The sequence below is a fragment of the Marinobacter sp. SS13-12 genome (assembly GCF_030227115.1).
Lineage (GTDB): Bacteria > Pseudomonadota > Gammaproteobacteria > Pseudomonadales > Oleiphilaceae > Marinobacter.
Window position 1 is genome coordinate 1,280,232 of sequence record NZ_JASSUA010000001.1, and the last position, 17,953, is coordinate 1,298,184.

General features: G+C 54.0%; 22 protein-coding genes and 1 other RNA gene. 16 read left to right on the forward strand and 7 right to left on the reverse strand.

What is annotated here, in order from left to right:
* The first annotated feature begins 122 nt into the window (after positions 1 to 122).
* Both QPL94_RS05845 and QPL94_RS05850 read left to right on the forward strand, forming a co-directional pair.
* Positions 123 to 842, forward strand: coding sequence for a hypothetical protein (locus tag QPL94_RS05845; protein WP_285356141.1), 720 nt, complete (start codon positions 123 to 125; stop codon positions 840 to 842).
* A 74-nt stretch (positions 843 to 916) separates the two neighbouring features.
* Positions 917 to 1,597, forward strand: a complete 681-nt coding sequence (locus QPL94_RS05850) for an SOS response-associated peptidase (protein WP_285356142.1) — start codon at positions 917 to 919, stop codon at positions 1,595 to 1,597.
* 481 nt (positions 1,598 to 2,078) lie between these two features.
* On the opposite strand, the gene QPL94_RS21370 is transcribed toward QPL94_RS05850, so the two are convergent.
* From QPL94_RS21370 to QPL94_RS05860, 3 genes are all read right to left on the reverse strand, one after another.
* Positions 2,079 to 2,204, reverse strand: a complete 126-nt coding sequence (locus tag QPL94_RS21370; protein ID WP_350310626.1) for a pentapeptide repeat-containing protein — start codon at positions 2,202 to 2,204, stop codon at positions 2,079 to 2,081.
* Positions 2,205 to 2,216: 12 nt separating this feature from the next.
* Complete coding sequence (locus QPL94_RS05855) at positions 2,217 to 3,524, reverse strand: hypothetical protein (protein WP_285356143.1); 1,308 nt, start codon at positions 3,522 to 3,524, stop codon at positions 2,217 to 2,219.
* Positions 3,525 to 3,869: 345 nt separating this feature from the next.
* Positions 3,870 to 4,058 (reverse strand): hypothetical protein, encoded by a 189-nt coding sequence (locus tag QPL94_RS05860; RefSeq protein WP_285356145.1) that lies wholly within the window; start codon positions 4,056 to 4,058, stop codon positions 3,870 to 3,872.
* A 592-nt stretch (positions 4,059 to 4,650) separates the two neighbouring features.
* Here QPL94_RS05860 and QPL94_RS05865 point away from each other — a divergent pair.
* From QPL94_RS05865 to QPL94_RS05925, 13 genes are all read left to right on the forward strand, one after another.
* Entirely contained in the window at positions 4,651 to 4,812 is a 162-nt protein-coding gene (locus tag QPL94_RS05865) for a hypothetical protein (RefSeq protein WP_285356147.1), read from the forward strand.
* Positions 4,809 to 5,273 (forward strand): hypothetical protein, encoded by a 465-nt coding sequence (locus QPL94_RS05870; RefSeq protein ID WP_285356149.1) that lies wholly within the window; start codon positions 4,809 to 4,811, stop codon positions 5,271 to 5,273. The genes QPL94_RS05865 and QPL94_RS05870 overlap by 4 nt, the downstream gene beginning before the upstream one ends.
* The gene (locus QPL94_RS05875) at positions 5,270 to 5,548 is read left to right on the forward strand and encodes a hypothetical protein (RefSeq protein WP_285356152.1); all 279 of its coding nucleotides are present in this window, start codon (positions 5,270 to 5,272) and stop codon (positions 5,546 to 5,548) included. The genes QPL94_RS05870 and QPL94_RS05875 overlap by 4 nt, the downstream gene beginning before the upstream one ends.
* The gene (locus QPL94_RS05880; RefSeq protein ID WP_285356154.1) at positions 5,545 to 5,868 is read left to right on the forward strand and encodes a hypothetical protein; all 324 of its coding nucleotides are present in this window, start codon (positions 5,545 to 5,547) and stop codon (positions 5,866 to 5,868) included. Before QPL94_RS05875 ends, QPL94_RS05880 begins: the two co-directional genes overlap by 4 nt.
* On the forward strand, positions 5,865 to 6,131 hold the full coding sequence (locus QPL94_RS05885) for a hypothetical protein (protein ID WP_285356156.1): 267 nt from the start codon (positions 5,865 to 5,867) through the stop codon (positions 6,129 to 6,131). Before QPL94_RS05880 ends, QPL94_RS05885 begins: the two co-directional genes overlap by 4 nt.
* A 372-nt stretch (positions 6,132 to 6,503) precedes the next feature.
* Positions 6,504 to 6,800, forward strand: a complete 297-nt coding sequence (locus QPL94_RS05890; RefSeq protein WP_285356157.1) for a hypothetical protein — start codon at positions 6,504 to 6,506, stop codon at positions 6,798 to 6,800.
* 20 nt (positions 6,801 to 6,820) lie between these two features.
* Entirely contained in the window at positions 6,821 to 7,030 is a 210-nt protein-coding gene (locus QPL94_RS05895) for a hypothetical protein (RefSeq protein ID WP_285356158.1), read from the forward strand.
* 5 nt (positions 7,031 to 7,035) lie between these two features.
* Positions 7,036 to 7,278: a hypothetical protein gene (locus QPL94_RS05900; protein ID WP_099617478.1), complete on the forward strand. Its 243-nt coding sequence runs from the start codon at positions 7,036 to 7,038 to the stop codon at positions 7,276 to 7,278.
* Between the two features lie 304 nt (positions 7,279 to 7,582).
* Positions 7,583 to 8,671 carry a hypothetical protein gene (locus QPL94_RS05905; protein ID WP_285356159.1) on the forward strand — a complete coding sequence of 363 codons (1,089 nt, stop codon included), beginning with the start codon at positions 7,583 to 7,585 and terminating at the stop codon, positions 8,669 to 8,671.
* A gap of 2 nt (positions 8,672 to 8,673) precedes the next feature.
* The gene (locus tag QPL94_RS05910) at positions 8,674 to 8,937 is read left to right on the forward strand and encodes a DUF2523 family protein (protein WP_285356161.1); all 264 of its coding nucleotides are present in this window, start codon (positions 8,674 to 8,676) and stop codon (positions 8,935 to 8,937) included.
* Between the two features lie 3 nt (positions 8,938 to 8,940).
* Positions 8,941 to 10,107, forward strand: a complete 1,167-nt coding sequence (locus QPL94_RS05915; RefSeq protein WP_285356162.1) for a zonular occludens toxin domain-containing protein — start codon at positions 8,941 to 8,943, stop codon at positions 10,105 to 10,107.
* Positions 10,108 to 10,222: 115 nt separating this feature from the next.
* Entirely contained in the window at positions 10,223 to 11,488 is a 1,266-nt protein-coding gene (locus QPL94_RS05920) for a phage replication initiation factor (protein WP_285356163.1), read from the forward strand.
* The gene (locus tag QPL94_RS05925; protein ID WP_285356164.1) at positions 11,485 to 12,468 is read left to right on the forward strand and encodes a phage integrase; all 984 of its coding nucleotides are present in this window, start codon (positions 11,485 to 11,487) and stop codon (positions 12,466 to 12,468) included. Before QPL94_RS05920 ends, QPL94_RS05925 begins: the two co-directional genes overlap by 4 nt.
* Here the strand turns inward: QPL94_RS05925 and QPL94_RS05930 are convergent.
* From QPL94_RS05930 to smpB, 4 genes are all read right to left on the reverse strand, one after another.
* A complete protein-coding gene (locus QPL94_RS05930) occupies positions 12,443 to 13,519 on the reverse strand; it encodes a hypothetical protein (RefSeq protein ID WP_285356165.1) in 1,077 nt (358 codons plus the stop codon). The genes QPL94_RS05925 and QPL94_RS05930 overlap by 26 nt on opposite strands.
* Positions 13,520 to 13,597: 78 nt before the next feature.
* Positions 13,598 to 13,961: a transfer-messenger RNA gene (gene ssrA, locus QPL94_RS05935) on the reverse strand.
* An 81-nt stretch (positions 13,962 to 14,042) separates the two neighbouring features.
* Entirely contained in the window at positions 14,043 to 15,479 is a 1,437-nt protein-coding gene (locus QPL94_RS05940) for a WS/DGAT/MGAT family O-acyltransferase (RefSeq protein WP_285356166.1), read from the reverse strand.
* A 140-nt stretch (positions 15,480 to 15,619) separates the two neighbouring features.
* The gene (gene smpB / locus QPL94_RS05945) at positions 15,620 to 16,099 is read right to left on the reverse strand and encodes an SsrA-binding protein SmpB (RefSeq protein WP_285356167.1); all 480 of its coding nucleotides are present in this window, start codon (positions 16,097 to 16,099) and stop codon (positions 15,620 to 15,622) included.
* A gap of 179 nt (positions 16,100 to 16,278) precedes the next feature.
* Here smpB and QPL94_RS05950 point away from each other — a divergent pair, with 179 nt between their 5' ends.
* Positions 16,279 to 17,895 (forward strand): sodium-dependent transporter, encoded by a 1,617-nt coding sequence (locus QPL94_RS05950; RefSeq protein ID WP_285356168.1) that lies wholly within the window; start codon positions 16,279 to 16,281, stop codon positions 17,893 to 17,895.
* The last annotated feature ends 58 nt before the right edge of the window (positions 17,896 to 17,953 follow it).

Sequence of the window (17,953 nt, forward strand, 5' to 3'; positions counted from 1 at the left end):
AACACAAGCCGTGGACACTGTGTTGACACCGTTCGTAACGAAATACCGCTGCTAAGATTAACTTCGTTTGAGTAGTATACGAACTACTCAATTACTGGGCGTTAGGGATTAAGGAGTTGGTTTTGAGATTCACAGGGACCGTTCTTGCTGTGCTGGTGGCGAATATTCTCACTATTGCCTTGCTCACTGGGGCATATGTTTATCTTAGGTCTGACCACGGCCAGATGCTCTTGTACGATCTTGGACTTCATTCCATTTACTTTAGTCTCGTTGCTTCGACACATGACTCTGAGATTGAAGGCAATTCCTCAAGCTCGTTCGTGCAGCCCCGAATCTCGGATATGAAACCGATGAAGGTGGAGCCGCGTCGACCTAGTCAGCCACAGGTGTCTAGTTCTCCGTCTACTGGAGCTAGTACGTCCAGCTCTGTACGTAAGAATCAATCAGCTATAAATTCAAGCCTGAAAATGTGCCGATTCTGGAATGCTGAGTACAAGAAAGATGGGTCTTCACAGAGTCAGGTGTATCGCAATTCTGCCTGTAAGCGCTATGAAAGGCTTTCAGGCCGCGACAGTAGCAACGTAGTTGCGTTGGCAAGTTCTCAAATGGCAAAACCAACCTATCAGGAACAGCGCCAGCGCGAAGAACAGGAAAAGCAAGCTAGGCGTGAGGCAAAAGAAAAACGGGAATACGAGCTATATTGTGATCGTGTACGAGAGCGCATTGATCACTACGACACTTTGCTCCGGGCAGGAGGAAAGGCACATTATGTGAATCGGTTGAGGGGGGAACGTAAGGAAATCAGCTTGGAATACTCACGTAAATGTCTTTTGGGTCAATAACTCTCTATGCTCATCCTTGGAAGCGTGGTAAATCGCTGACCGAGGCAACTTGATCTGTAGTTGGAGCATTGAACATGTGCGGACGCTACAACGTAATCGACGACTCGCTGGCCCAGGATCTCCTCGAAATCCTGGGCATCCCCATACACGTCCAAGCTCGCCTCAACATAGCGCCAGGTGCAAAAGGCCAGATCGTCTACGAGACGAACCAAGGCAGAACCCTGGAAGACGCCATCTGGTCACTGCTCGTCGAACCCAAACCGGACGGAAGCGCCTACCGCCCCTCACCAAAATACAGCACCTTCAATGCCCGATCGGGAAGCCTGGGAGCAAGCCCACTCTGGAAGAAAAGGTTTCATTCCCAACGGGCCATCGTCCCGGGCAGCGGCTTCCACGAATGGACCGGAGAGAAAGGGCACAAGCAGTGCTACAACATCCATCCCGTTAACAACGCTATCGCCTTTGCAGGCCTCTACGAGCTCTGGGACTTCCAGGGCGACATAGTCCCGTCGTTTACCATCATCACCTTGCCACCACACCCTAGGTTCAGACACATCCACCCGAACAGCATCCCCCTGATGCTCAAACCGGAAGATTTCGACATGTGGCTAGACCCACACCTTACGAACACAGACCCAATTCAACACCTGCTTAAAACCAGCATCAGAGAACCCTTGTCAGTGGAGCCAATAAAGTCACCGGCGAACCTGGAGAAAGCGGGGCAGGGTGAAAAGATCGAAGCGGACCAGGCGTGACCCAAAAAACAGCGTGTAAGCGTTTTCTCACACGACCTTGAGACACGTCCTCTAAAAACCAACACCTGGAATAGTAAACTGGCGCCGAGCTGTTTGGTCAGGAGGACCGGAGCTCATCGTCGGCAGGGATGCCTGGCAAGCGCGACACCTGCAGAGTGTTGTGACTCGCAAGGGAGAGGTCTGAGCCAATCAGCAGTCTGATGGTGGCCTAGGCTCGTAGTATATACTACAAGCGTTAACTGTGGCCGTTTTCCCCGTGGCTGGGGATGTTGCAAACTAGTACTAATTGCTACGTCAAGCCACTTGCTTCTGCGTTGCGTATATACTAACTTTGACTAGAGAGCAGTCTCATAGAGACAGCAAAAAAAGAGTGTGCAGCTTGCTGCTGTGCGGAAATTAGGCTAGAGTTCGGGCCTACTCTGAACCCTTGTGCGAGAGAACCGGAGCTGAAATTGCTCTGAGTGGCGCAAAATTAAGGGTTTTATAACTTTAAGTGGAGCATGCTATGAAGGTTACAACCTGCAAAGTTACTACCTGTGCGGATGCAACTGGAAAAGTTACAACTTGTAAGGTCACAACCTGTTGATACCCCCCCGCTTACCGTGATTTTTAAAAGCCGTCACTCGACGGCTTTTTTGTTTTCTGGATTGTATCTTTTCCATGCACAAGCCATGGCTATTCCTGGTAGTACCCAGTCAGTTGTAGTCGCCTTCCTTTTGTATGGAACCGATTGAATGATTTTCCAACTTTGATCTAATGGAACTGTCATGTGATCAAATGTCCATGTTGATGGAAGTGTTACAGAAACCGTTGACGAGCACGTTGGTACATCTCGGCATACAACAAAAAAGTTTTCCTTTATATATGACTCTTCGTGAATGGAAACTTGAATCTTTGGTTTGGTAATGTCTATTTTCCTTTTAATACTTATTGTCCATTCATCAGAGTCGTCATCTTTTTCTATCGTCATTTCTGGCAGCTTGCTATGTACTGAAGCTACTTCCCCATCTTGTCCAAGATTTATTTCAATGTTTCCTTCGGTCGTTATTATTTGATTTTCGTCTACATATATTGTGATTAGTATCTCGTCCAGTTTTTTGTAAGATGCTGAAGAGTTGTATGTTAGTTCATGTTCTAATTTTTCGGTATCTTTGGGTGTCTTATAGTCGGGATCAACTGCAATTGTATGTAATTCGTAAAAAGTGTCTTCAGTCCATTTTACATAATCGGGGTCTTCTTCGCAGGCTTCAATGATAATATCTTGGTTGTGGTTTGATCGATGAGGTACATTTGCATGCAAGTATTTAGAAACTAATCTGTTGGTACTTTCGTAAAGACCCTTTTCGCTCTGGCAGTGGTCGCCATACGCTTTTACATGTATTTCTCTTAGGCTTTCAATGATTAAGTTTTGATCACACCTGGATATAGCTAACAGTAGTTCGTTTTCTGACAAAAGTTTGTTGGTCTTTGCAATGTGATCATCTAATAAATTTTTTACTTCAGATTGAGTGCTCTCAAGGACACTTACGGTTTTAGTGTTTACTTGTTTCAAATCTTGATCAAGCTTTTCTATATACTTTTTGAGAAAGTCTTTAACTCGATCTTCCCATACATAATCCCAAATAAATTTTGCGATGAATGAAACGGATACTAACGTTAAAACTGCATATCCAAAGTTATAGCCATTGTTTGAAATTATTGATAAAAGCCATGTTAGAAAATCTTTTGCGATGCCGCTTCCAGGGATCAGGTTGTTTTCTAAAGAAAATTCTGATGAGGCAGTGATTATAAATACGAAAACTCCACCGTACAGAAACTTCATTCTGTCGGACTTCCATATCGATTTTCGCTTCCCCTCAGTCTTCCTCGCGACTTCGTCTGCTTCTATTTCGATGCCCGCTTCTTGTTTGTCAGTATCTGATTCCACAAGCTCACCTTTGAGAGGTTATTTTTGGAGTTAATATGATAAATCCGGATGATTTAATTAAAATTAATAAATTATAATCGTCAGCTGGAAAGAATTGACTAGAGCAGATCATGTTTGATCCTAGGTAAGATGAAGTGTCTCTGTCGGTAAATGTGTGTGTTTTAGCCAAATATATGGAGAACGGAAAGCACTGAATAAACATTTCACCGTCTCCTGGAGCTTTCAGCACATACTACGAACAGCCAGCTCTCTAGCTATTATAGTGTTCTTGGCAGGTCTCCATGCCAAGAACTAGTGGTTCTCGCCGTCAGGCTGGCACCTATATTTTTCTAGTCGTTATTATTTTCAGTCTTTGAGGATGTATTCACTACTAGTGCCTCGCACTATAGCAATCGACTGCTCGTATAATCTGAGATAGTATTTTCTTGGATTTTCCTGCCTTTCTTTATTGTCTTTTTCATTTGCAGCGATTGATTTCATCAAGTCGTATGCAACTCTTGCTGATCCATCTACTTCCATTTTTTCATTGCTCATAGTTATTCTCCCTAGTTAGATAGTTTCTACTCGAACTACTTACCCTATTGCAAATTCGCATCGCTTCGATGCCGCCTGAAGCCGCCACCACACACTACGACGGCCAGCCCTTTTGTTTTTATCGTTCCCTTCGTCGGTCTCCATACCAGGAACTGGCGATTCTTGCTGCCAGGCTGAAGCCTATCCTGTTTTCAGGCTGTGTTCTCTTCTAGCAACTTCTGTTTCAGGGTCGATTTGACCGCATGATTCGTCGGTCTTGCCGGTCATAAGCCAAAGGGTGTACTTAGGCCAGGTCTGACAAACCCTCTCTAACAAGTCCCCTCTAGGTATTCGCCCTGTTTGCTCCATTCCTTCGAGCGTTTTTTTCGCAACGCCAATAATTTCGCAGAACTCAGCTCTTCCGCTCGTCTCGGCCTCACGAATCAGTCGAACCTTTCTCGCTAATTCGCTTGACATATACTTAATTCCAAGTATCCTTAGAAATAAGGTGTACCTAGATATGAGGTCACCATAAATGAGTGTGCAATTCAGTGTAGCAGAGTGCAAAACAGTGGACGAGCAAAAACAAATCATCTTGCTAGCAACCCCAGTCATGACCCAGGAGCGCTACTCCCAACTGACCGGACTCACGGAAGGGCAGGTCAGGGGCCAGATCGAAAAGGGTCACCTTCCATCTCTCAAGATTGGCCGTGTTCGCATGGTGAACATCGCCGCTCTGTCCCAGCAGGCAATGGATAAGGAGGACTGGCAATGAAGCGTCTTAACCAGGTTGGCAGAGCTGTTCAGGTCTTCATTGAGGTTGGCCAGAGGGGCGGTGCCAACGTACCCGGTGTCTGGTTCTTCAATGGTGGGCAGATGGTTGCCTCTGCGGATCGCCTCGGCCCGGCCCGCATGGTCGCCCCTGGCACAGTGGCGGTCAGCGCTTCGGGCCGCCAATGGATGGCTGTAGGTGGTGATCGCATCAACGGTGCCGCCGGCTGGTCTTTCGTCACTCCTTATACCGAACAGCGCCCGGTTGATGGCGACGCCGTCCGCTTCAATGACAACCCGAAGTCCCTGAAGATCCGCGCCAAACTGGACGCCTATCTGGACTACTTCCAAAGCGTAAAAGGAACACTCCCGGACTCGGTGGTCCTTCGTCGTGAACAACTGGCCACCTGCGGCGCATTACCAGGACAACGCTATAAAGGCATCCGCCTGGAGGCCTTCTCATGACCCCGGCCCTCCGTCAGCGCAAACAGCCAAGCATCCAGTCCGTCGTCAATGTCGCTGTGCACCTCCATAAAGCGGGCGAGTGGGATGCCTACTGCGACAGCATCACCAAACTGCTGGGCATGGCCGACGCCCTCAACGAGCTGGACGACCACCTGTTCAACTACACCATGGACTGCGTCAACGCCCTGTCCCGATTCACGCTCCAAGACACCATCACCGATTTCAATACCTGGGCCGCCATCCGCGCGCCCGAACAAGTGAGGGCACAGGCATGACAGGCCACCGCATCCCGAACCCGAACCCGAACCCAAGTTTTGCCTTCCAGGGCCCAAGCCCGTCCTCTGCACTCACCCCGGATGCCCTGGAAGGCCTTTTAACCACCCTGGTGGAGCGCCTCAGCCAGCTGCGCGACGTCCGCACTGACTACCCGTGCGACTACCTCGCCCGCTGCAAGGCCGCCTTCACCGATCGCCTGATCCACGAACTGGAAGCCAGCCACCACCACAGCCCGGCCTTCGATCGCCTGATCCAACTGCGCGACGCCTGGGACTGCGGAACCCTGGACCTTCCCAACGTTACGGAGACCGAGCTATGAGCCACATCCCCCCAAGAAAATCCAAACCCGACGACAAAGAACGCCGCTTCTACGTCAGCGCCCCCAGCTCCTGTTACCTCCAACTGCAACAGGAAGCCGTCCAACGAGGCACCGACCTCTGGACCCTGGGTGGTGCGGTCCTGCGCTCCTGGTTAGAGGCCGGCTGCCCCGACCTGGGCTTCCAGGCCCAACACCCTGAAAAGCCTTCGAGTCCGCCCCCGTCATCGTCACCACTCGCGCACGATCAGGGGGCCGGACAGTGAGCGCTGCAAGGCTGGCGCGCAGCGCCACGGCCGAAGGCCGCCTGGCCTTGTGGCGGTCACTGGCTGGTCCACAGTGCGCAGAAAGAGTGGTGAGGATGCCGGGGAAGGACGCCCGCCCCTTGATTCCGAGCCATGAGCACAAGAGGCAAGCGGAGCGCGGCAGGCGACAGGGATCGTTACCCGTAAGGGTGGCCACCTTAGTGGCCAGGAGCAACGCGAGTAGAGCCCGCCCCGAAGGGGTCGCAACACCCAATTCAAACCCTTTCCTCCATCACCACCAGGAAAGGCAGTAACGAAAACCAAAGTTGAATATTCAACCTTCGGCCTAGCCGGACAACCAGCAACACCCAACGAAACCAGAGGACACACCAAATGGAAAACTACCTGAACCTCATGATCATCGGCGCCACCCGCTACGACATCGACGGGAACCGTGGTGGCTCCCTGTGGGCCTACTCCCCAGCAGAGGCAACCGACGACAACCGAGTCGGCAACGAAGTCATGAAAATCGCCTGCGATTGGAAGCACATCGACCAGCTGCGCAACCACGCCGAACGCCTCCCGGCCATGTTCACCGTCAAAGCCCAGATGAAAGCCGGGCAGGGCGGCAAGATCACCTTCAAGGCCCTGGACATGAAACCCCAGGACCAAGTCAAGAAAACCGCGTAACCGGAAAGGGAGACTGACCGGTGAGCAAAGCAATCCTGTGTGACGGCGACTGGACAATCACAGCGACTGGCTGGGACTGCACTGGCGCCATCACCCAGGTGGTGTACACGGCCCCCGTCGAGTACACCCCGGCAATGATCGCCGAAGCACTGTTTCAGGGCTTCAGCGTGACCTTGCCCTTAATGGCGGTCGCATGGGGCGGTCGCCAACTCCTGAAAATGTTGAGGTAATCGCTATGAATGCAATCAAGTTCCAGGCGGCTCAGGCCCGCCGTTTCGTAAAGCCTGCAGCCAAGTTCGCCGCCGTACCCATGACCTTCCTGGGTGCCTCCGCCGCCAACGCTGCCGACTGGTCCACCGTCACCGGCGGCCTGGATTTCTCCGGTGAAATCACCGGCGTGATCGCCGTGGTTGGTGTCCTGGCCGGCTTCTACGTCGTGCGCAAGGGTGCCCGACTCCTGCTGAGCATGATCAAGTAGGAGCGTGAACCGTGGCAGAGCTGTGGGATTGGACATTCTTCATGATGGGGGCCGCACTATGCGTCTATCTGTTCAAGGATGTCTGATCCTGTGGCTCTGTCTCTTTGCAGGGACTGCCTTCGCTCTTGCGCCTGGCATGTATGAGGTTCCAGATGCAAGCTATCCGTCTGGTCCGCATTCCTCCGCCTATGCAGCCGCTGAAGCGTGGGCTGAACTTCGGTGTGGTGGTTCAAGTTATAACGGTCTGCATCATATAGAGCTTCACACAGAATATCCTGAACCGAGCCCCGGCGAATACGGGGCGGTGGCAAAGTACAGCGCCTATTGTGACGCTGATGGTTACTCTAACGGTCGGTACGTTCAGCGGTCCACTGTCTTTTACCAAGCACCGCCTTCCTGCCCTTCTGACTATTCCTGGGATATAGACGCACAGGAATGTCTACCTCCTTCACAGGAGCCTGAAGAATGCTACGAAAACGGCGAAATCTACGACGCCCAGAACCAACAATGTGTCCAAAGCTGCCCGGAAGGCTCCCTGAACGGCGTCTGCCTCCAGCAGCCCGCCAACAACGACGAGAACTGCAACGCCGACTCGCCCGATTACCAGGGCTTCATCGGCAACGGTTACGCCAAGAAAAATCTCTGTGAATCCCAGCAGCAATGTGAGGGGGGCTCCTTCGGCCTCGTCAACGGAACGCCTGCCTGTATTCCGGATGAATATGGCCCTCCCACCTGTGATGTCGGAACAGTGGCTGTTCTCGACGAATACGGCTTCGTGTGCGCCGATCCCCAGGACGCCCCCGAACCCGGCCAGGAGCCGGATGAATGGTGGAAAGACGAAGAACCCAACACCGACACCGACGGCGATGGGGAGCCAGACGAATACGACCCCGGCAACGACCCCACCAGCGTCGATAAGGGGCTCAACAAGATCAACCAGGGCATTGCCGAAGGCAACAAGAACAGCAAGGGCACCAACGACCGCCTGGATAAGATCGGCAAGGGTGTTGCCAAGTCCAACGAACTCCAGGATGAAGCCAACGGCGTCGCCAACGATACCCGCAACACCGTCAAAGAAATCAACGAAAAGCTCGACGGCCCCGACGACGGCTACAACACCGAAGGCCTCGGAGACGCCCCCACCTTCGCCGAAAGCAGCGAACGGCTCCAGGCCAGCATCGCCGGCAACCCGACCATCCAGGCGGTGACCACCATCCCCAGCATCGCCAGCAACAACACTTGTCCGGTCTGGACCATCCCGGCCACCGACTACTGGTCCGCCATGCCGATCGACAGCCATTGCACCGTCCTGAACGACCACCGCGGCCTGCTGTCCATGCTGTTCATCGCCGTCTGGACCCTGGCCGCCGTCTTCGTCTTCCTGAGGGCCTGACCATGATCCAGAAACTGATTGATGCACTGATCGACATCGTCCTGTGGGTACCGCGCCAGCTCTTCGGCCTGCTGGTCGATGGCGTGGAACTCATGCTTGGCTGGATACCCGACATCGACATCGTCGACCTGCAGAACCTCTTCGATGGCCTGGGCGGCCAGCTGCTGTACTTCCTCACCGTCTTTGAATTCGATTATGGCCTCACCGCCATGATGAGCGCCCTGATCGCCCGGTTCATCCTCCGCCGCATCCCGTTCATAGGATAAGCCATGTCCATCGTCGGTTACTCAGGCCTGCCCGGTTCCGGCAAGAGTTACGGCGTTGTCGAGAACGTCGTGATCCCCGCCCTGGAATCCGGCCGCCACATCATCACCAACATCCCGCTAAAACTTGGCCGCCTCTCGGACGACTACCCGAAGGGCAAAGTCACCCTGTTCGATAACCGGGACGCCGAAGACGATCCCGGCTTCTTCGACCTGGAACGCCACCCCGCCGGTGTGATCTGGATCATCGACGAAGCCTGGCGCTTCTGGAAAAGCGGCATGAAAGCCACCAACATTCCACAAAACCAGAAAGAGTTCTTCACCGAACACCGCCACAACGTCGGTGAGGACGGACGCACCAACGAGATCGTACTGGTCACCCAGGACCTGGCCCAGCTGTGCGCCTTCGTCCGGGGCCTGGTGGAAGAAACCTACCGAGCGGTCAAGCTCACCGCCATCGGCCAGAAGAACAAATACCGGGTCGACGTCTACATGGGTGCCGCCACCGGCCAGAAACCCGGTAAACCCATGCGCCAGCTCTACGGAAGCTACAAGCCCGAGATCTACCAGTACTACAAGAGCCACACCAGGAACAAAACCGACTTCGCCGCTGGCATGGAAGAGAAAGCCGACGACCGCGCCAACATCCTCAAGCACCCCCTGATCAAGTACGGGATACCGGTCTCGATCCTGATCATGGCGCTGGGTGTCTGGAAAGCGGTCGCTTACTTCAGCCCGGAAGAACACACCGACGGCACCACACCGGCAACCGAAACCCAGTCACCAGGAAACCGGAACCAACAACCGGTCACCGCCACCCGCAGCGCACAGGTTGCCCAGCGAACCCAGGCGGTCAGGGCCAACATGGAGGGCAGGGCGCCGCACCAGGTGAAATACGAAGTGGAACCCGGCTGGCTGCCGCTCTCGGACAAGTGGCGCATCGTCGGCAAGGTCAACGACGTGTACTGGATCTGGGGCGAAACCGGCACCAGGAAAATCCATTCCAGGATTTGCGCCCGCTTCATTAAAACCGGGGAACCCTACTGCGTCATCCAGGGCAAGCTGGTGACTTACTACAGCTACCGGGAACCCGTGCGGGCAGAAGAGGACCGGCCTTCCCGTTCCTCCTACCTGGAAACAGCACTACCCGAGAAGGAAGGCGGCGGCGCGTGAGTGCGAGCGGAGCGACCACCACGCGCCGCGCAGCGGCAGAGACGTCCCTGTAACACGTCTCATGGAAAACGACTTCAGTCGATTTACGACCACAGACAACCACAGAAGGCCACAGATGAAAATCAGAGACTTTGAACGCATGGACGTGACCACCGGGGAAATCGGAAAAGGGGATCTGTTCATCGGACCGGAAGGTCAGCAAGTGAACCTCCAGGACGTCAACGTCCTCTGGACCGGTGTCGATACCGTCCGCCAACTCTTCGAGGGACGGTTGAAGCCCGAACCCCTGGCCGAAATCGTCACCGCCTACGAATCCAGCTTCGATGCCACCATCACCGTCAGGGGCATTCCGTTCCGTGTCCAGTCCGGCAGGCGAGGGGGCTTCAAGTACATCCTGCAAAACCGGGAATACGGCCTGACCATCCTGATCCAGAATTTCTACGCCGAAGCCGACAGCCAGGGCACGCACGTTAAAATCGAAACCTCCCCTAGATGGCTTTACGAACGCTCCAGCCACCAGATCCACGACGAGCTCACCGAATGGGGCATGCACTTCCTCCAAGCCATCAAACCCGTCGGCATTGCCTTACACCTGGCGGTCGACTTCCAGGGCTGGGAACCACCCCAGGACTTCGCCCAGCACTTCGTGACCAGGGCAAGAACCATCAGCGTGCACAACGGCATCAGTGATATGCACTTCAAGGGCCTGGAAGGCAGCACCATCAACGGCAAAGGCGAAACCTACACCTTCGGCAAAGCCAACAGCCTGCAGGTGTGCCTCTATGACAAATCCAAGGAAGTGGACGTCTCCGACAAACGCGCCTTCATGGAAGGCATCTGGGAATGCGCCGTCAATGAACACAGCTTCCCGGACACCTGCTACGACCCCGATAAACCCGTCTGGCGCCTGGAGATCCGCTTCCACCACAGGATCGTGAACGAGATCTCCCAGGGCACCCCCGGCATGAAACCCATCTATACCTACATGGATGCGGTACCGCACCTCACCGGCCTGTGGCAATACGCCCTCCAGGGCAACCGCTACGAAGTGAAACGGGAATGGGTCCACCCCATCTGGACCAAACTCCGGGAAGACATCGGCTTCGGCTACTCAGCACCGGACCTGATGTATAAACGCGTAAAAAAGGAACCCGGTTGCGGCAACGAAAAGAACGTCTCCCTGGCCTTTGGCAATCTCTTGTCAATCTATGCACGCAACCGTTTTAACGCCCGACAGGCCTGGGACTGCCTCAAGAAATCCGGTCTTTGGGAAGATCTCTGCAACTACTACAGACGACGGGAGATCTACGAGAACGAACTCTTCCAGCTCGTCCAGGACGGACTCACAAAACGACGACTGCTCACAAAGGTGGCCGCATGATCAAAAAGCTACCATCGGGGCGGTGGCAGGTAGACCTGCGTACAGATGGCCGGGGTTCAAGGCGCATCCGGAAAAGCTTCGATTCCAAGGCTGAGGCAAAGCGCTTTGAAACATACGTTCTGACGAAAAGTGCAGAAGGGAAGGAATGGAACCCCTCAAAAGCCGATAACCGTAGACTAAAGGATCTGATTCAGCTCTGGTTCAATGCCAAGGGTGTTCACCTTAAGGATGGCGAGCGCCGTAAACGCTGCCTGGACACAATCGCTGACTTCATGGGCAATCCAGTTGCCAGAACGGTAAAGCCGGCAGCATTCCTGGCGTACCGTGCCCATAAGATCCAGGAGGGAGCCAGCAAGAAAACCCTGAACAACCACCTCGGTTATCTCAACGCTGTTTTCAACCAGTTGAACCGGTTGAAGGAAATCGACTTTGATAATCCGTTCCGCCACGTCGAATCAATCCGACTGGATGAGAGGGAGCTGTCCTGGCTGACAGTCGAGCAGATCCGGCACCTGCTAACAACCATTGAAGGGTTCAGCCAGAACCCACACGTTCACCTGCTCACCAGGATATGCCTGGCAACCGGTGCCAGGTGGGGAGAAGCAGAAAACCTGCAGCTGCGTCACGTCCAGGAAGGAAAGCTCACGTTCGTGAACACCAAAAGCGGAAAGTCCAGGTCTGTGCCTGTAGCGCCTGAGCTCTTCAAAGAAATCCAGGAACACTTGAAACAACACGGTGGTTTTAGCTTCTCGCTCTCTGCATTCCGTCGTGCGTTGGAAAAGTCGGGAATTCAGCTTCCGGCTGGGCAGTCCGCACACGTCTTGCGACACACGTTTGCCAGTCATTTTGTGATGAACGGTGGCGATATATTGAGTCTTCAAAAAATCCTGGGTCATTCCAACGTAACCATGACAATGCGGTATTCACACTTGGCGCCCAGCCATTTGTTGGATGCTATTCAATACCGTCCGGTTTTTTAGTCTCATTGAGCAGCAACTTCCAGGTGCCGGGGCCATATTCAATCAGTGCCTGTTTTTCTCCATCATCCAAGTGATACTTAAATATAATTTCCAGATCATCTATGTTCATTCTGTTCGCCTCCATATTTTGCTTAATCCCGCCTAGGCGGCTCTGAAGAGATTGATTACGGTTGGATGGTAGTTCACCTGAAACTTCTCCCCAAATCATTCGCCAGAGGTTATAGAGTTTTTGTAGTGAATAAATCTTATTAAGACAAAATGCTGTATTTTTCTCTAATTCATTGAAGTCATAGTCTGGTATGAAGTTCTTGTGAAAGTTAGCGCATTCGACTAGGCCCTTTGCAGCATCTAAATTCTGCGTCAGGGCCTGTGGAAGAACGCCTAGGGGATCTCTGCCAAACGTTCCCATGTCAAGATCAGCAACAGGCATAAACTTCTGTAGTGTTCTATTCGATGCAATCAGACAATCAGTCAATCGCTGGTCGATAATTTTGAACTTTTTTTCCGACAGCTCTCTGTCGACAGTTTGTGCGCTGAATTCTGCCGTTTCTTCGGCGATTTTTAAGAACTCGTAGATTGAATGTTTGTCTGGGTTTAGTGGTCCGTTAGCGCTTTCTGGAAACAGGCGTTGATATAGGTGAGGGGCGCTAACACTTACTTGGTTGAAAGGCTTGTGTTCGTCCATGAAAGCGAGAAAGTATCTGCGATGTTCGAGATAGTTCGAAAAAATATTTTGCTGATTTTGCTCTATAATTTGGCGGGATGTTTGTACAGATCTGTGCACCGCGGCAGATAGCGCCCCTAAAGGTATGGCTAACCCCATGATCCCTATCGGAAGCTTGAAGTCTTGAAGCAACGCGTTATACCCCGAAGTCGAGAAAACCCAAGTCTTCCCTTCTTGTATGCCTGCATAAATTGCCAAGCCTGCCCCGATAATAAGTGGTGGTGCAATGGATAGCCAAAAGGCAACCGTTTTAAAGAGGTGAGTCTCTGGTGCCGTTTCTCTCTCGGCTATTCGTTGAAATATGGACTTTTTACCGTTGGTGGACACGAAGTGGACATCCTGTCTTGGCAGTGGTAGCTGTAAACGAAAAAAGCCCCTGATTTCAGGGGCTTTCTTGCGGTTGGTTGGTGGAGACGGCGGGAATTGAACCCGCGTCCGCCAGTACTCAGCCTTGAGATCTACATGCTTAGCGTCTCTCTATTGATTTAAGTTCAAGCGACCCGAGAGTCAGGGTGCAAGAACCGAGTTCTTTGAATCTTAGCCGTTAGCCAGTGAACTCTGGATAACGGAGCATCCCGTAAGCGATGACGTCCTGAGATGTAGCTCTGGGCTACGGGCGACCCAGTCAGGACGACTAGCAGCTTACGCTGCTAGTGCGTAGTTTTCGTCGTTTGCGACTATTGCGTTGCAGCTTTGGATTAACGAGATTGGCTGCCATCTCGACATGCACCCAAGGGTTCGCCACCAGCGTCGAAGCCATGTCGTCCCCTTACTGACAGTATATGTGGCCGGTTTGCCGGACTTCAAGGTTTGTTTGTTGTTGTTTTGTGCTTTCGGCCCGTAGTTATACCTACGCCACTTTCACTTTCTTGTCCTTCTTGTCTTTGGTGCTGCCTTGTCGGCCTGCCAGCGCCACATGACTCAGGGCCTCAAAGCTTTGTCGAAAATAGTCCATCACCAAATCTGGTTCGGCGTGGATGGCTTTATCGACGGTAATGCCGAACTGCACCGTGCCGTCGTAGCTGAGAATGCTCATACCGATACCGATATTGCCGCTCTGGGGCACCCAGAACATGGGTTGCGTCAGCTTGCTGCCCGCCAGGTACAGGGCATTTTTGGGCCCCGGCACATTGGTCAGTACGGCGGAGGCTTTGTTGCTTAGCAGGTCGAGGGCCCGCCGTTCAATAACATCGGGGCCGCGGCCAAATAGATCCAGAAGGCTGTAGGTAACCTGGGCCTGGTAAGACCGCTTAAGCCGGTTCATATTCTCCTGTACCTGTCGGAAGCACATCATTGGGTCCTGCACTTCCACCGGCAGGGTAACCAACACCAGTCCGAACTTGTTGCCGAGGGTTTCGATGGGTTGATCAAGAGGCCGCAGATTAAAAGGAACGGCAACGCGAATTCCGCATTCCGGAATGGCTTCCTGATGCGCTGCAAAATGTCGCTGCAAAGCACCGGTGACGGTGCATAGCAGTGCATCATTAATGGTGCCACCCAGTGCCTTGGCGCAGGCTTTTACGTCGGCCAGCTCCAGAGGTTCTGCCCAGGCAACCTGTTTGCGTCCGGAAAGGGGCTCTTTCAACCCGGTTTTGGGTTCAATGGGGGCCAGGCCGAGTTTGATAAGGTCCAGGGCCACGGCGCTGGCGGTCGACGCGAGTTTAAGGGGGTAATTAGGCTCTTCCCGAACGGACTGAATGAACAGTCTGCCCTGATTCGTGGCGGTCTGGAGGTTGTTCACTGTGCGGTGGAGCAGTTGCTGAATTGCGGATCGCTTGCGCGGTTTTGAACGGCGCTTTGACACCACTTTGCTGAGTTTTGGTTCTGGCGTTTTATCAGTCAGTGACAGCATGACCCGGACCAGCGAGATGCCATCGGCAATACAATGGTGGACGCGAATCAACAGTGCGCTGCCACCCTCATAATTGTCGATGTAATGCATTTGCCAGAGCGGTTGCCGAAAATCCAGAGAAGTACTGTTCAAGTCGCTGGCCAGTTTCTGGAGCTCGGCTTTGTCAGCTTTGCCCGGCAGGGCGATCTGGTGGAGGTGATTATCCAGGTCAAACAGGGGGTCATCCTGCCAGTAGGCCCGGTCTCCAGCCTCCACGACACGCTGGCGGAAGCGGTCGAAGCAGAGGAAGCGCTCCTCAATCGTGTGCCTGAGGCGGCTCATGGAAACGGGGCGGTCAAGCATCCACACTCCGCAGATCACCATGTGATTCTGGGGCGTGTCCATTCTCAGCCAGGCGTGATCAACGGCGGACATGGGTGTCTGTTTAGGTGACATAAGCTCTCCCTTTGCCCTGCACCGGGACTCCCGAGTATAGGCCTGTTGGAAATCTGAACAAAGAGAGTGAGTATGCGACACACCGGTCGGTGTTGCCCATGACCGGTGTCAGATATTTCGAGTTTTGTGCGGTGTCGTGATCAGAGGTTGGTATCGCGCAGGATACGCTGCTTCTGGCGGTTCCAGTCCCGCTCTTTCTCGGTAGCGCGCTTGTCGAACAGCTTCTTGCCTTTCACCAGGGCGATTTCGCACTTTACCTTGTTCTTTTTCCAGTACAGCGCGAGGGGAATGCAGGTATAGCCGGCCTGGTTCACCTTGCCCACGATCTTGGCAATTTCCTTCTCGTGCAAAAGCAGCTTGCGGGTACGGGTCGGGTCCGCGAAGACGTGGGTGGATGCTGTGATCAGTGGTGTGATGTGAGAGCCGAGCAGCCAGGCTTCACCATCTTTCAGCAGCACATAGGCGTCGGTCAGCTGCGCCTTGCCGGCGCGCAGGGATTTTACCTCCCAGCCCAGCAAGACGAGGCCGGCCTCGAAGCGTTCTTCAATGTGGTATTCGTGTTTTGCCTTTTTGTTCAAGGCAATGGTGGCGCTCGGAGCGCCGGGTTTCTTCTTGCTCATGAATCGATGATCCGGAGTCGGACAAGGAATTTACCGGGCGTATTCATGCCGGAAAAGCGCGCATTGTAGCTCAGTAGTGCCAGACCGGTCACGAAATCGGCGCGATTGGCTGCATCGATAGTCGTATGGGGCGTAATTCCTCCGCTACAATGTGCCCTTAGATGTCGTCAGGGAATGGAATGCCTACTCCATACGAAACACCAATCGGGTCCTGGACCCGGCCAACCACCTTTTTCTGGGCTGCGACCGGGGCAACCTTTGGTCTGGCGAATGTGTGGCAGTTTCCCTACCTGGCAGGCCAGCACGGTGGCGGGCTGTTCATTCTGCTGTATCTGCTCTGTCTGCTACTGATAACCCTGCCTTTGATGGTGACGGAATCAGCCATGGGGCGCCATTCCCGCCATGGCCTGGTGCTGGCGATGGACGGGTATGTGCGCAGAGCCCGATGTTCCCGCGGGTGGGTATGGGCCGGCAGGATGGGTATTCTTGCGGCGCTTGTGGTGCTCTCCTTTACCGCTGTTTTTGGCGCTATTGCGCTGGCGTACGTTTTCTATGGCGCTATGGGCCGGTTTATCGGCGCCGGCGAGGCCGAGGCGGCGGGCACGCTGTCCGCGCTGGTCTCGGACCCGGAAGACTATCGCGTATTCATGGCCTGGCACGGGTTCTTCCTGCTGCTGGTCATCTGGGTCTCCATGCAGGGCGTGGTTGACGGTGTCGAGCGTGCTGTGCGGGTGGTAGCCCCGACCATGCTGCTGATGTTACTGGTGCTCTGTGGTCTGGCTGTGTGGACGGGTGAGTATCGCAGTGCCTCTAATTTCATGCTCAGCTTCCACCCCGACGACGTAACCCCGGAAAGCCTGCAGGCTGCCCTGTTTCATGCGTTTTTTACTCTGGGATTGGGTATGGGTGTGTGGACGCTGTTCGGGGCCTACACGCCAGCCGGCACCCATCTCAAGCGCTCAGTGCTCGCAGTGGTGCTGATGGACACCCTGATCGCCATTGTTGCCGGCCTGGCAATCTACTCGCTGGTGCCCGGAGGGCATTCCATGGAAGGAGAGCGCGGCTTTGGCCTGCTTTTCCTGTCCCTGCCGGTGGCGTTGTCGGACATGCCGGGCAGTCAGTTCCTGATTGCGAGCGTCTTTCTGGTTATTGTCATGATCGTATGGACAACGGCTCTCTCCCTGCTGGAGCCGGTTGTCGGGTGGTTCAGCGAATGGACCGGCGCACCGCGGGGCTGGTCGGTGTTTCTGATGGGGGGCGTGGTCTGGCTGGTAGGGCTCGGTTCCCTGCTGTCTTTCAATGTCTGGTCAGACGTCCGTTTTGCCGGTGGAACCATCTTCCGATGGCTGGAGCTGGCCACAGGTGGTCTGTTGATTCCACTGGTGAGTATTCTGGTTGCTGTTTTTGCCGGCTGGTGTCTGACCCGTAACCTGACTTTTACCATACTGGGCAGCGCTCCGGGCCTGTTCCGGGGCATATGGTTCTGGGTGATGCGGCTGGTGCTACCCCTGGTCGTTGCGTATATCGGTATCCAGTACACGACGGTATCTTTGGCGGCTATGTGTAATACCGGCAGCGCTGCTCTCTGGTGCGGTCCGGCGGAGGCGATGGCGCCCGAACCCGTGCGCCCGCAAGGCTCTGGTGAAGGTTCTCCGGCTCCCCAGGGCGGGGAGGATGACGCTGGCCCGGAGGAGGGCGAAGAGCCTCCGCAAACCGAGAGCGACAGTGAACAGGATGGCGCAAATGGAGGTGAAGGTGGTCCCAAGGAGGACGAGATCCTTTATCATAGCGTCTGATAAAGACTGACTTCGCTGGTAAGCTTCCGCAGCGTCATCTATTCAAGCATGTAAAAGC